We start from the raw sequence: 13,474 nt of genomic DNA, 5'->3' as shown, positions 1-13,474 counted from the left end.
ACGCGTCCCCGGGTAGGCGCGGCTACCAACCCGTGAGCCGCCGGGTTCGCCAGGGGAAACACCCAGTGAATCCTCCTGGCCCCGGACCGGACCCACGCCCCCGTGGCCCGGCCCTGTCAGTGCCCGCAGGTAGATTCGGTCGAGGCCGGTGTGCCGCCCGCACACGGCATCGACCGGCCGTCACCGACGATTGCAGGAGTGATTCGCGTGGATCGTGTCGCGCTGCGCGGCCTGAAGGCCCGCGGGTACCACGGTGTGTTCCCCGAGGAACGCAGGGAGGGCCAGACCTTCGTCGTGGACCTCGTCCTGGGCCTGGACACCCGACCCGCCGCCGCCGACGACGACCTGGCGAAGACCGTGCACTACGGCATCGTGGCGGAGGAGGTCGTGGCCGTCGTCGAGGGCGACCCGGTCAACCTCATCGAGACGCTCGCCGAGCGCATCGCCCAGGCCTGTCTGAAGCACGAAGGGGTCCAGGAGGTCGAGGTCACCGTCCACAAGCCGGACGCGCCGATCACCGTCCCCTTCGACGACGTGACCGTCACCATCACCCGGAGCCGAGTATGACTGCACCGTTCATCAAGGGCCCCAACGACCCGACCGTACAGCCGGTACCCGCCTCCGTCGTCGACCAGGTCGACGCCGCCGACACCACCCTCAGCAACCCGAAACGGGCCGTGATCTCCCTCGGCTCCAACCTGGGCAACCGCCTGGAGACCCTGCAGGGCGCCATCGACGCCCTGGAGGACACCCCGGGCGTGCGCATCAAGGGGGTCTCCCCCGTCTACGAGACGGAGCCGTGGGGCGTCGAGCCGGGCACCCAGCCTTCGTACTTCAACGCGATCGTGGTCCTCAAGACCACCCTCCCCCCGTCCTCCCTGCTGGAGCGGGCGCACGCGGTCGAGGAGGCCTTCCACCGCGTACGGGACGAGCACTGGGGCGCACGCACCCTCGACGTCGACATCGTCGCGTACGCCGACCTGGTCTCCGACGACCCGAACCTCACGCTGCCCCACCCGCGCGCCCACGAACGCGCCTTCGTCCTCGCCCCCTGGCACGACCTGGAGCCCGAGGCCCAGTTGCCCGGCCGCGGTCCCGTCGTCGACCTGCTCGGCACCGTCACCCGGGACGGCGTCGCACCGCGCAAGGACCTGGAACTCCAGCTGCCCGAATAGTCGTTAAGGTCAAGACGACCACATTCCGTGGGGACCCGGGGGAGCTGAAGGGGCACCGTGAGAGAGCTGCGCATCAGGTTGCTGGCAGGCGTGTTCATCGTGGCCGGAGTCCTGTCCTGGGCAGGCGCCCGGCTGTGGAACGCCGTCGGGACCCTGCCCAGCGTCCCGCTGGCCGCGCCGATCGTCCTGGCGGTCATCGCTGTGATCCTGCTCGCCACGGCACTCTCGATCCGCGCCCGCCTCAAGGCCCAACGCGAACGCCGCCCGGAAGCCAAGGGCGTCGACCCCCTGATGGCCGCCCGCGCGGTCGTCTTCGGCCAGTCCAGCGCCCTGGTCGCCGCCCTCGTCGCCGGCATGTACGGCGGCGCGGGCGTCTTCCTCCTGGAGTCCCTCGACATCCCCGCCCGGCGGGACCAGGCCATCTACGCCGGCTTCTCCGTCGTGGCAGGCATCGGCGTGATAGCGGCAGCCATCTTCCTGGAGCGCGTCTGCAAACTCCCGGAGGACGACGAGCACAACGGCGCGGGGGCGGCGCCCACGGTCTAGAGCGGGGTCAGCGCACCGCGTCTCAGCGGGCCATGATGAGGCTCATCGCCTCGTTGCGCGTCGCCGCGTCCCGCAACTGACCGCGCACCGCCGACGTTATGGTCTTCGCGCCCGGCTTGCGGATGCCCCGCATCGACATGCACATGTGCTCGCACTCCACGACGACGATCACACCACGCGGCTCCAGGATCTCCATCAGGGAGTCCGCGATCTGCGTGGTCAGCCGTTCCTGCACCTGAGGCCGACGGGCGTAGACATCGACCAGCCGCGCCAGCTTGGACAGGCCCGTGATCTTGCCGGACGTGGCCGGAATGTAGCCGACGTGAGCGACACCGCGAAACGGCACCAGATGATGTTCACAGGTGCTGTACACCTCGATGTCCTTCACGAGCACCATCTCGTCGTGCCCGATGTCGAACGTCGTCGTCAGCACATCCTCGGGCTTTTGCCACAGCCCCGCGAAGATCTCCTTGTACGCCCGCGCCACCCGCCCCGGCGTCTCCCGAAGCCCCTCCCGGTCCGGGTCCTCCCCGACCGCGATCAGCAGCTCGCGTACGGCGTTCTCGGCGCGCTTCTCGTCGAACTCGCCGATGCGGCCCTCGCCGTCCAGCGTCACGGGGTCGGTCATGTGGTGCCTCGATCCTTTGCGGGTGGCGCGTGTGGGTCACGCGTCTGAACTGCCGGCATACGAAAATGCCACGCCCCCCAGGCTAAAACCTGGGGGGCGTGGCATTCATTCCGGGCCTGGTGTGGTCACCAGGGCCTGGGCGGCGTCAGCTCTCCGGACGCTCCTCGGGGGCCGGTTCGGCCACCGGGGCGGGCTCCGTCGCCGTCGACTTGGCGGTGGTGATCGCCGGTGTCGCGCCGTTGGCGCCGTTCGTCAGTGCGAGCTCCTTCGGGGAGAGCACCGGCGGACGGGTGGACGGCGTACGGCGGGAGGAACCGGTCCAGGCGGGCCGGGGCGGACGCTTGACGATGGGGGCGAAGATCTCGGCGATCTCCTCCTTGCCCAGCGTCTCCTTCTCCAGCAGCTGAAGGACCAGGTTGTCGAGGACGTCGCGGTTCTCGACCAGGATTTCCCAGGCCTCGTTGTGCGCGTTCTCGATGAGCTTCTTGACTTCCTCGTCCACCAGCGCGGCGACCTCTTCCGAGTAGTCGCGCTGGTGAGCCATCTCACGTCCGAGGAACGGCTCGGTGTTGTCGCCGCCGAACTTGATGGCACCGAGGCGCTCGGTCATGCCGTACTGCGTGACCATCGCGCGGGCCGTGGTGGTGGCCTTCTCGATGTCGTTCGCCGCGCCCGTGGTCGGGTCGTGGAAGACGAGCTCCTCGGCCGCGCGGCCGCCCAGCATGTACGCCAGCTGGTCCAGCATTTCGTTGCGGGTCGTGGAGTACTTGTCCTCGTCCGGCAGGACCATCGTGTAGCCGAGAGCACGGCCTCTGGAGAGGATCGTGATCTTGTGGACCGGATCGGAGTTCGGGGAAGCCGCCGCGACCAGGGCGTGTCCGCCCTCGTGGTACGCGGTGATCTTCTTTTCCTTGTCCGACATGATCCGGGTCCGCTTCTGCGGGCCCGCCACGACGCGGTCGATGGCCTCGTCGAGCATCTGGTTGTCGATCAGCTTCTTGTCGCTGCGGGCCGTCAGGAGCGCCGCCTCGTTGAGGACGTTGCTCAGGTCCGCACCGGTGAAGCCCGGCGTACGGCGGGAGACCGCCGACAGGTCGACGTCCGGGGCGACCGGCTTGCCCTTCTGGTGAACCTTGAGGATCTCCAGACGGCCCTGCATGTCCGGGCGGTCGACCGCGATCTGGCGGTCGAAGCGGCCGGGCCGCAGGAGGGCCGGGTCGAGGATGTCGGGCCGGTTCGTCGCGGCGATGAGGATCACGCCGCCCTTGACGTCGAAGCCGTCCATCTCGACGAGCAGCTGGTTCAGGGTCTGCTCGCGCTCGTCGTGACCGCCGCCGAGGCCGGCACCGCGGTGACGGCCGACCGCGTCGATCTCGTCGACGAAGACGATCGCCGGGGCGTTCGCCTTGGCCTGCTCGAACAGGTCACGGACTCGGGAGGCACCGACACCGACGAACATCTCGACGAAGTCGGAACCGGAGATCGAGTAGAAGGGCACACCCGCCTCGCCCGCGACGGCGCGCGCGAGCAGGGTCTTACCGGTGCCGGGCGGGCCGTACAGCAGTACGCCCTTGGGGATCTTCGCCCCGACGGCCTGGAACTTCGCCGGTTCCTGCAGGAACTCCTTGATCTCCTGGAGCTCCTCGACCGCCTCGTCCGAGCCGGCGACGTCCGAGAACGTCGTCTTCGGGGTGTCCTTGGTGATGAGCTTCGCCTTGGACTTGCCGAAGTTCATGACCCGGGAGCCGCCGCCCTGCATCTGATTCATCAGGAACAGGAAGACGACCACGATGAGGACGAAGGGAAGCAGAGAGAGCAGGATGCCGACGAACGGGTTCTGCTTGGACGGCGAGACCGTGTAGCCGTCCGGGATCTGCTCCTGCTGGTACTTGTTCTGCAGCGTGTTGGCGATGTCCACGCCTTGGTCGCCGATATAGCTCGCCTGGATCTTGGTGGCGTCCTCGACCTTTTGGCCGTCCTTGAGCTGGACCTTGATGATCTGCTCGTCGCCGGTGGTCAGCTTGGCCGACTCGACCTTGTTCTCGTTGATCGCCTGGACGACCTGGCCGGTGTCCACCGTCTTGTAGCCGCCGGACGAGCCGACGACCTGCATCAACACGACCACGGCAAGGACGGCCAGCACGATCCACATGACCGGCCCACGGAAGTATCGCTTCACGTCCATCCATACGGAGCGGTGCCGCCCCGTCCCTCCTGCCATAGTGAGTTTGATAAGACAGTTCTTCTGACGGTACCCCAGCTTCGACGCCCGTAGCCGCACGGGACGGCCGGTAAGCCCGTCTGCATGCTCCAACGGCGCGAGGCCCGCCGGGGTTCCCGATCTTCGTACGGGTGTTGGGCCCTTCGGGTCCGCGATCGCGGACCGCCGGACTCAGCCGCCGTAGACGTGGGGCGCGAGCGTACCGACGAACGGGAGGTTGCGGTACTTCTCGGCGTAGTCGAGGCCGTAGCCGACGACGAACTCGTTGGGGATGTCGAAGCCGACCCACTCCACGTCGATGGCGACCTTCGCGGCGTCCGGCTTGCGCAGCAGCGTGCACACCTTGAGCGACTCGGGCTCGCGCGAGCCGAGGTTGGACAGCAGCCAGGACAGCGTCAGACCGGAGTCGATGATGTCCTCGACGATGAGGACGTGCTTGCCCTTGATGTCGGTGTCGAGGTCCTTGAGGATCCGCACGACACCGGAGGACTGGGTGCCGGCGCCGTACGACGACACGGCCATCCAGTCCATGGTGACGGGGGTGGACAGCGCCCGCGCGAGGTCGGCCATCACCATCACCGCGCCCTTGAGGACTCCGACGATGAGCAGGTCCTTGCCCGCGTACTCCGCGTCGATCTTCGCGGCCAGCTCAGCCAGCTTCGCGTCGATCTCTTCCTTGGTGATGAGCACCCGCTGGAGGTCGGCACCCATGTCTTTCGCGTCCACCCGCATCACTTTCGGTCGGTCGTCCCGCATTGATTGGCTCGGCCGGCCCCTCCGTCGTGTTCGCGGAGGGGTCGGGAATCAGCCTTGCCGAATCACCAGTCTGCCACCCTGGCGCTGGGCGACGACTTTGCCGGGGAGATTGATGGCTCCCTGACCGCGCCAGCTGGTGATCAGACGGTCGACTTCCTCGATGTGACGGGCGAACAGCGCTCCGGCGGGCGCACCGGCCTCGATGGCGGCGCGGCGCAGGATCCGGCGGCGTACGGCGGGCGGCAGCGCGTACAGCTTGGCGCACTCCAGGAGGCCGGCCGCGTCGCGTACGGCGGCCTCGGCCTGGCCGGCCCAGGCGTCGAGCGCGTCGGCGTCGTCGCGGGAGAGCTGGGCCGTGCGGGCGAGGGCCTCGACGACGCCTTTGCCGAGCGCCTTCTCCAGGGCCGGCAGGCCCTCTTGGCGCAGGCGTGAGCGCGTGTACGCCGGGTCGGCGTTGTGCGGGTCGTCCCAGACCGGCAGGGACTGGACCATGCAGGCCTTGCGCGCGGTCTGCCGGTCGAGCCCGAGGAAGGGGCGGCGGTAACGGCCGCCGGCCCCCGAGACCGCGGCCATTCCGGACAGGGAGCGGATGCCGGAGCCGCGGGCGAGGCCGAGCAGGACGGTTTCGGCCTGGTCGTCGCGGGTGTGGCCGAGCAGGACGGCGATGGCGCCGTGGCGGACGGCCGCGTCGTCGAGGGCGGTGTAGCGGGCGTCACGGGCGGCGGCCTCGGGTCCGCCCGAGCGGCCGACGGTCACGGCGATGGACTCGACGGGCTCGAGGCCGAGTTCGCGCATGCGCAGGACGACTTCCTCGGCGCGCAGGTCGGAGCCGGGCTGCAGACCGTGGTCGACGGTGATGCCACCGGCGCGGATGCCGAGTTTGGGGGCCTCGAAGGCGAGGGCGGAGGCGAGGGCCATGGAGTCGGCGCCGCCGGAGCACGCCACGAGCACGAGCGGGGAGGGGGGTCGCTCGTGCGGGGTGGTGCGCGGGGGCTCCTGCGGGGCCCGGCCGGGGGGCGCGTACGACGGTTCGCGCGCCGTGTCGTGGGCGGCGGGCGCTGCGCCGGTCGGCGTCACGGGCGGCGCCGGGGGCAGCGACATGTGCGGGATCTCGTAAGAGGTCGCGCGCCGGCTGCCGGGTGCGAGGGCGTCGGTGGTGCGGCTGTGTTGGGTGAGGATGTCGTGGAGGACGCGGCGGACCGCCAGGCGTATCGCCGCGACCGCAGGATGGGGACCCATGTCCGGTTCCCTTCATGAAGTTTTCGGGGGGTGAGCCCGAGCTCGGTCACTCAGAGTGTGTAGATGGTGACAGAGACGGGCCGTTCCCCGAGCATTGCACGCCTACCCATGGCTCACGGTCCCTCGGACGGGTGATTGGAGGGGCGTTCGCCTGCCGTCGGCCGGATTCGGTTCACGACCTTCGTATGAGATGCACAACTCGGCGCGCGATTCACGACTCCGCCTTGCGGTGCACCCGCGCGATCCAGTCCGCCGGTTTGGCGATCTCCGACTTGGTCGGGAGGGTGTTCGGGGACGTCCACACGCGGTTGAAGCCGTCCATGCCGACCTGGTCGTGGACGGCCCGTACGAAGCGTTCGCCGTCACGGTACTGCCTGAGTTTGGCGTCGAGACCCAGCAACTTGCGCAGGGCCATGTCCAGTCGGGAGGCGCCCTTGGCGCGCCGCTGCTGGAACTTCTCGCGGATCTCGGCGACGGTCGGCACGACCTGGGGCCCGACTCCGTCCATCACGAAGTCGGCGTGGCCCTCCAGTAGCGACATCACTGCGGTGAGCCGGCCGAGGATCTCCCGCTGGGCCGGAGTCTGCACCAGTTCGACGAACGAGCGTCCGGCGTCGTCCTCCTCGGCCTCGGGCCGGCCGCCGGCGAGCGACTGTGCGGCCTCGCGGATGCGCTCCAGGACGGTCATGGGGTCGACATCCGTCTCCGCCAAGAAAGACTGGATTTCGCCCTCGAGGTGGTCCCGCAGCCACGGCACGGCGCTGAACTGCGTGCGGTGCGTCTCCTCGTGCAGGCACACCCACAGGCGGAAGTCGTGGGGCTGTACGTCGAGTTCGCGCTCCACGTGGACGATGTTCGGGGCGACGAGCAGGAGTCGGCCGGCGCCGTTCTCTCCCGCCGGGAGTTCGCGGGTGGCCGGGGCGAAGGTCTCGTACTGGCCGAGGACCCGGGAGGCCAGGAAGGACAGCAGCATGCCGAGTTCGACGCCGGTGACCTTGCCGCCGACGGCGCCCATGACCGCGCCGCCGGGGCTGCCGCTGCGCCGCTCCTGCATCTTGTCGAGCAGGGGCTTGAGGATCTCGCGGAACCCGGCGACGTTCGCCCGCACCCAGCCGGGGCGGTCGACCACCAGGACGGGGGTGTCGTGGGTGTCCTCCGTGCCCATACGAGTGAAGGCCCGGACGTGTTCCTCCGAGGCCTTGGCATGTCGTCGCAGCTCGGCGACGACGGCCCTGGCCTCGTCGCGGCTCACCTCCGGGCCCGGCCGCACGAGCCGGGTCGCGGTCGCCACCGCGAGATTCCAGTCGACCATCTCGGCACCACCGATGCTCGTCATGTGTCAACCGTACGTGAGCGTTCCCACTTGGGGCAGGCCGTGGGGATTTGCGGAGGCGGGGTCGGCCGGGGCGGACGCCAGTCGGACGGCGCCCGCAGGTGCCTAACTGCAGCCGCAGGCCGCCAGTGCCGTTGCGGTTCTGTCCAGGGCCGACTGGGCGGCCTCCTTGTTCGTCGTGTTCGTTGCCAGGAAGGCGAAGGCCAGCAGGTGTCCGTCCTGGTCGACGACCGTGCCGGCCAGGGCGTTGACGCCGGTCAGGGTGCCTGTCTTGGCCCGGACGATGCCTGCCGCCCCGTCCGTGTAGCGGCTGCTCAGGGTGCCGGTGAAGCCGGCCACCGGGAGGCCGGTCAGGGCCGCGCGCAGTTGCGGGTGGGTCGGGTCGGCCGCCTTGGCCAGGAGGGACGTGAGCAGGTCCGCGCTGAGTCTGTCGGCGCGGTTGAGGCCGCTGCCGTCCTTGAAGGAGACGCCGGACACCGGCAGTCCGAGCTTCTTCAGCTGGGCTGCGATCGCCTGCCCGCCGCCGTTGAAGTCGGCGCGCTTGCCGCTCGCGACGGCGGTGTGGCGGGCGAGTGCCTCGGCGATGTCGTTGTCGCTGTTGGTGAGCATGCGCTCGACCAGGGAGGAGAGCGGGGGCGAGGAGACCTCGGCGAGGGCCTCGGCCCGGTTCGTCGCCTTGGACGGGCCGGGGGACGTCGTCTTGATGCCGCGGTCGGCGAGGAAGGACGCGAACTTGGTCGCCGCGTCCATGGCCGGGTCCTTCGCCCGGGTCACCGGCCCGCTGGTGGAGTCGTTCGGGCGGGCCTCGTCGGCCATGAGGGCGCTGACCGGGGCGAGGTTGCCGTCCTCTCCGATGGGGTGCAGTTCGGGGCCGGCGTAGAGGGTCTTGTCATACGAGAGAGTGACCTCGCGTACGTCACGCTTTTTCAGCGCCTTCGAGGTCGCGTCGGCCAGCTCGCGCAGGCTCGCCCAGCCGTCGGCATCCTTGCGGGCCGTCAGGGTGGGGTCGCCGCCGCCGACCAGGACGAGTTCCTTGGTGTCGGGTTCGAGGGCGGTGCGGGTGGTGAGGCGGTGATCGGGGCCCATCGCGGTGAGGGCGGCCGCGGCGGTGGCGATCTTCGTCGTCGACGCGGGCGTGAGGGGCTCGGCGGCTCCGACGCCGAAGAGGCGCTTGCCGCTGGCCACGTCCACGATCGCCGCCGACCTGCGCGTGCCGAGCTCCGGGACGTCCAGGAGCGGGCCGAGGAGGTCGGCGAGAGCCCGGCTGTTCGGGACCGAGTTCACGGTGCCGACGCCACCGCCGAGGCCCGTCAGGACGGAGCCCGCGGAAGGGGCGGGACGGGGCGCCTCGCCCGCCGCATCGGACGAACCGGACGTATCAGTATTACGACCGTGATCTGCGCCACCCGTACGCTCCTGGGCGGCCGCCCAGTCCCGCTCGGCCGTACGCTGACCGGTGGAGTCCCAGGGGCCGACGGCGGTCACCACTCCGGCGGCCAGCGCCAGTCCGGCGGTGGCGGCGCCCGCGGTGTACTGCCAGGTCTTCGGCTTCGTGATCCGCGCGGCCTGCGGTGATACGGCTCGGGCGAGCCGTTTGACCTGCGGTTTCGCGGCCGTCGCGGCGCGTGCGAGACGTGGGCGTACGGCGTCCGCGGCCCGTGCCAGACGCGGTCGAACGGCGCCCGCGACCCGCGTCACATGCGGTCTCGCGGCTCGCCAAGGCCTCAGCTCTGGCACGACCACCAGCCCCTTTCGCGATCACACACCTGCGTGAGGGACACTTAACCACCAGAACTATGTGCTGATCATGGAGGAGCCACCGGTGGAGTTCGACGTCACGATCGAGATTCCGAAGGGTTCGCGGAACAAGTACGAGGTGGACCACGAGACCGGTCGGATCCGCCTGGACCGTCGACTCTTCACCTCGACCGCCTACCCGACCGACTACGGCTTCGTCGAGAACACCCTCGGCGAGGACGGCGACCCGCTGGACGCGCTGGTCATCCTGGACGAGCCGACCTTCCCGGGCTGCCTCATCAAGTGCCGCGCGATCGGCATGTTCCGGATGACGGACGAGGCGGGCGGCGACGACAAGCTGCTGTGCGTGCCGGCGACGGACCCGCGCCAGGAGCACCTGCGTGACATCCACCACGTCTCCGAGTTCGACCGCCTGGAGATCCAGCACTTCTTCGAGGTCTACAAGGACCTGGAGCCCGGCAAGTCCGTCGAGGGCGCCGACTGGGTGGGCCGCACCGACGCCGAGGCCGAGATCGAGCGGTCCTACAAGCGCTTCAAGGACCAGGGCGGCCACTGAGCCACCGGCACCTCTGAGCCACAAGTGAACGGGCTGCACGCGTGCGCGTGCAGCCCGTTCGCGTGTCTGTGCGCATACTGAGAGCGGCAGGAGGTGTCGTACAGGGAGTGTTACGCAGGTGACGGACGCGGAGGACCGCAAGCCGCAGTCGGACGAGGCGAGGATGGCTTTCACGCCTCCCGCCGGGATCGAGGTGGGCGACAGCGAGTCGGAGACCACGTCCGAGTTCGCCCTGCCCAAGGGGCTGGACGTGCTGCAGCCGCCGCTCCACGAGCCGGAGGGCTCGGCGTTCACGGCGCCCAGCGGCTACACCGTCGAGGACGCCCCGCCCGCGTTCACCCCGGCCGGCGGCATACCGCGGATAAGCCTGACCAAGGACCTGCCCTGGCAGGACCGGATGCGCACGATGCTGCGGATGCCGGTCGCCGAGCGGCCCGCGCCGGAGCGGATGCCGCGGGCGGAGGACGAGGGCCCGGCCGTTCCGCGCGTGCTCGACCTGACCCTGCGTATCGGCGAACTGCTGCTGGCGGGCGGTGAGGGCGCCGAGGACGTCGAGGCCGCGATGTTCGCGGTCTGCCGCTCCTACGGCCTGGACCGCTGCGAGCCGAACGTCACCTTCACCCTGCTGTCGATCTCGTACCAGCCCTCGCTGGTGGACGATCCGGTGACGGCGTCGCGCACGGTGCGCCGGCGCGGCACCGACTACACGCGTCTGGCCGCCGTGTACCAGCTCGTCGACGACCTCAGCGACCCGGAGAGCCACATCTCCCTGGAGGAGGCCTACGGGCGCCTCGCGGAGATCCGCCGCAACCGGCACCCGTACCCGACCTGGGTGCTGACCTCGGCGAGCGGTCTGCTCGCGGGCGCGGCCTCGGTGCTGGTCGGCGGTGACCTGATCGTGTTCGTCGCGGCCATGTTGGGCGCGATGCTCGGCGACCGGCTGGCGTGGCTGTGCGCCGGGCGAGGGCTGCCGGAGTTCTACCAGTTCACAGTGGCCGCGATGCCGCCCGCCGCGATAGGGGTCGCACTGACGCTGGCACACGTCGACGTGAAGGCGTCCGCGGTCATCACCGGTGGACTGTTCGCGCTGCTGCCCGGACGGGCGCTGGTGGCGGGCGTGCAGGACGGGCTGACCGGCTTCTACATCACCGCGGCCGCGCGACTGCTGGAGGTCCTGTACTTCTTCGTCGGCATCGTCGTCGGCGTGCTGGTGATCCTTTACTTCGGCGTGAACCTGGGTGCCAAGCTCACCCCGGACGAGGCACTGCTCGCCTCCGACCGGCCGTACTGGCAGATCGCCGCGTCGATGCTGCTGTCGCTGACCTTCGCCGTGCTGCTCCAGCAGGAACGGACCACGGTGCTCGCGGTGACCCTCAACGGGGGTGTCGCCTGGGTGGTGTACGGCGCGATGCACTACGCCGGTGAGTTCTCGCCGGTCGCCTCCACGGCCGTCGCGGCCGGGCTCGTGGGGCTGTTCGGGCAGTTGATGGCGCGGTACCGGTTCGCGTCCGCGTTGCCGTACACGACTGCGGCGATCGGGCCCCTGTTGCCGGGTTCCGCCACGTACTTCGGGCTGTTGGCGATCGCGCAGAACGATGTCGACGAGGGGCTGGTCTCCCTGGCCACGGCGGCTTCCTTGGCCATGGCCATTGCGATCGGGGTCAACCTCGGGTCGGAGATCTCTCGGTTGTTCCTGCGGATCGGGTCGCCGGAGAAGCGGCGAGCTGCCAAGCGGACTCGAGGGTTCTGAGCGCCTGGTAGCTCGGTCGCTTCCGGATCGACGGCGGCTGCGGGGGGTGTGTGGTTGATCCCGCACTTCCCCGCACCCCTGAAGGGGCGCTTCAGTAACCCTGGTTCGGCGGGTACTGCTGGTTCTGCTGACCGCCGTACGGCTGCTGCTGGCCGTAGCCCTGGGGGTACTGCTGGGCGTACGGCTGCTGCTGCGGCTGCTGTTGGCCGTAGTACTGCTGGTCGTAGTCGTACTGCTGCTGACCCTGGTTGCCGTACTGCCGGGGGTGGTCCTCGGAGGGGATGCGGCGGAGCTGGGTCGTCGCGTCGTCCATCATCGGGGCCTGCTGTGCCTGCTGGGCCGGTGCGGCCGGAGCCTGGGCCGCCGCGCGCTTCTTCTTGGCGCGCTCCCGCAGGTACTCGACGATGATCGGGACCACGGAGACGAAGACGATCAGGATGAGGATCGCTTCGACGTTCTTCTTGATGAAGCCGATCTGGCCGAGCCAGTAGCCCGCGAGGGTGACGCCGGTGCCCCAGGCGATACCGCCGATGACGTTGTACGTGAGGAACGTGCGGTACTGCATACGGCCGGCGCCCGCCACGATGGGGGCGAAGGTGCGCACGATCGGCACGAAACGGGCGAGGACGATCGCCTTCGGACCGTACTTCTCCATGAACTCGTGGGCCTTCTCCAGGTTCTCCTGTTTGAAGAGCTTGGAGTTGGGCCGGTTGAACAGCTTCGGGCCGAAGAACTTGCCGATCATGTACCCGACCTGGTCGCCGATGACGGCGGCAAGCACGATCAGGGTGCACACCAGCCACAGCGGCTGGCTGATGTAGTTCCCCTCGGCAACGAAGAGGCCCGCCGTGAACAGCAGGGAGTCCCCGGGCAGGAACGCGAAGAGGCCGGACTCGGCGAAGACGATCAGCAGGATGCCGGGGAGGCTGAAGGTCTCGATCAGATAGTCCGGGCTGAGCCACTCGGGGCCGAGCGCAAGCGTGGTCACGGGATTGTGGCTCCTGCGGGGAGGGGGCGGAGGCGAAGCTGGGTGCTCAAATTATCAACGCTGCACTGGCCGCCCAGGTTCCATGGACCCCCTCAGGATGCACTGTGCCCCTGCTGGGACAAAGCTGTGATTCATGGGCATCGATGAGTACGGCGGCGGGCAGGAGCCACAGCCCGACGTCCTGGTGGTGACCACCAATGACATTCCCGGCTATCGGGTCACCACGGTTCTGGGTGAGGTCTTCGGACTGACCGTGCGCTCCCGGCACGTGGGCAGCCAGATCGGCGCCGGACTGAAGTCGCTGGTCGGCGGTGAGCTCAAGGGCCTCACGAAAACCCTCGTGGAGACCCGCAACCAAGCCATGCTGCGGCTCGTCGAGCAGGCACGCGCGCGTGGGGGGAACGGCGTCCTGGCGTTCCGCTTCGATGTGTCGGAGGCGGCGGACGTGGGCACCGAGGTGTGTGCCTACGGGACGGCGGTGGTCCTGGCCCGGGAGTGACCCGCGTACGGGCCCCGGGCCAGGA

The 13,474-nt window shown here is 69.5% G+C and carries 13 protein-coding genes; 6 read left to right on the top strand and 7 right to left on the bottom strand.

Going from position 1 to position 13,474, the window contains the following annotated elements; all coding sequences use genetic code 11:
• The first annotated feature begins 207 nt into the window (after positions 1-207).
• From folB to AB5J55_RS23925, 3 genes are read left to right on the top strand one after another with little or no spacing between them, the layout of a single operon-like run.
• Complete coding sequence (folB, locus tag AB5J55_RS23935) at positions 208-567, top strand: dihydroneopterin aldolase (RefSeq protein WP_369272627.1); 360 nt, start codon at positions 208-210, stop codon at positions 565-567.
• Complete coding sequence (folK, locus tag AB5J55_RS23930; protein WP_369272626.1) at positions 564-1,175, top strand: 2-amino-4-hydroxy-6-hydroxymethyldihydropteridine diphosphokinase; 612 nt, start codon at positions 564-566, stop codon at positions 1,173-1,175. Before folB ends, folK begins: the two co-directional genes overlap by 4 nt.
• Before the next feature lie 57 nt (positions 1,176-1,232).
• The gene (locus tag AB5J55_RS23925) at positions 1,233-1,721 is read left to right on the top strand and encodes a DUF3180 domain-containing protein (RefSeq protein ID WP_369272625.1); all 489 of its coding nucleotides are present in this window, start codon (positions 1,233-1,235) and stop codon (positions 1,719-1,721) included.
• 22 nt (positions 1,722-1,743) lie between these two features.
• Here AB5J55_RS23925 and folE read toward each other — a convergent pair whose 3' ends face one another.
• From folE to dacB, 6 genes are all read right to left on the bottom strand, one after another.
• Complete coding sequence (gene folE, locus AB5J55_RS23920) at positions 1,744-2,349, bottom strand: GTP cyclohydrolase I FolE (protein ID WP_062723369.1); 606 nt, start codon at positions 2,347-2,349, stop codon at positions 1,744-1,746.
• Positions 2,350-2,494: 145 nt separating this feature from the next.
• Complete coding sequence (gene ftsH / locus AB5J55_RS23915; protein WP_369276275.1) at positions 2,495-4,534, bottom strand: ATP-dependent zinc metalloprotease FtsH; 2,040 nt, start codon at positions 4,532-4,534, stop codon at positions 2,495-2,497.
• Between the two features lie 207 nt (positions 4,535-4,741).
• Positions 4,742-5,302: a hypoxanthine phosphoribosyltransferase gene (hpt, locus tag AB5J55_RS23910; protein WP_328430472.1), complete on the bottom strand. Its 561-nt coding sequence runs from the start codon at positions 5,300-5,302 to the stop codon at positions 4,742-4,744.
• Positions 5,303-5,374: 72 nt separating this feature from the next.
• On the bottom strand, positions 5,375-6,565 hold the full coding sequence (gene tilS, locus AB5J55_RS23905) for a tRNA lysidine(34) synthetase TilS (RefSeq protein WP_369272624.1): 1,191 nt from the start codon (positions 6,563-6,565) through the stop codon (positions 5,375-5,377).
• Positions 6,566-6,776: 211 nt separating this feature from the next.
• A complete protein-coding gene (locus AB5J55_RS23900; protein WP_369272623.1) occupies positions 6,777-7,901 on the bottom strand; it encodes a zinc-dependent metalloprotease in 1,125 nt (374 codons plus the stop codon).
• A 102-nt stretch (positions 7,902-8,003) separates the two neighbouring features.
• Positions 8,004-9,641 (bottom strand): D-alanyl-D-alanine carboxypeptidase/D-alanyl-D-alanine-endopeptidase, encoded by a 1,638-nt coding sequence (dacB, locus tag AB5J55_RS23895; protein ID WP_369272622.1) that lies wholly within the window; start codon positions 9,639-9,641, stop codon positions 8,004-8,006.
• Between the two features lie 79 nt (positions 9,642-9,720).
• On the opposite strand from dacB, the gene AB5J55_RS23890 reads away from it, so the two are divergent.
• Complete coding sequence (locus tag AB5J55_RS23890; RefSeq protein WP_164425123.1) at positions 9,721-10,212, top strand: inorganic diphosphatase; 492 nt, start codon at positions 9,721-9,723, stop codon at positions 10,210-10,212.
• A 118-nt stretch (positions 10,213-10,330) separates the two neighbouring features.
• The gene (locus AB5J55_RS23885) at positions 10,331-11,962 is read left to right on the top strand and encodes a threonine/serine exporter ThrE family protein (RefSeq protein ID WP_369272621.1); all 1,632 of its coding nucleotides are present in this window, start codon (positions 10,331-10,333) and stop codon (positions 11,960-11,962) included.
• Positions 11,963-12,053: 91 nt separating this feature from the next.
• Here the strand turns inward: AB5J55_RS23885 and AB5J55_RS23880 are convergent, their stop codons facing one another.
• Positions 12,054-12,950: a DedA family protein gene (locus AB5J55_RS23880; RefSeq protein ID WP_369272620.1), complete on the bottom strand. Its 897-nt coding sequence runs from the start codon at positions 12,948-12,950 to the stop codon at positions 12,054-12,056.
• 133 nt (positions 12,951-13,083) lie between these two features.
• Between AB5J55_RS23880 and AB5J55_RS23875 the strand changes: the two genes are divergently transcribed.
• The gene (locus AB5J55_RS23875; protein ID WP_369272619.1) at positions 13,084-13,449 is read left to right on the top strand and encodes a YbjQ family protein; all 366 of its coding nucleotides are present in this window, start codon (positions 13,084-13,086) and stop codon (positions 13,447-13,449) included.
• The last annotated feature ends 25 nt before the right edge of the window (positions 13,450-13,474 follow it).

Origin of the sequence: Streptomyces sp. R11 (assembly GCF_041051905.1) — a bacterium.
Taxonomy (GTDB): Bacteria; Actinomycetota; Actinomycetes; order Streptomycetales; family Streptomycetaceae; genus Streptomyces.
The sequence above is the reverse complement of the archived record's forward strand: the minus strand, read 5'-3'. Positions and strand labels throughout refer to the sequence as shown.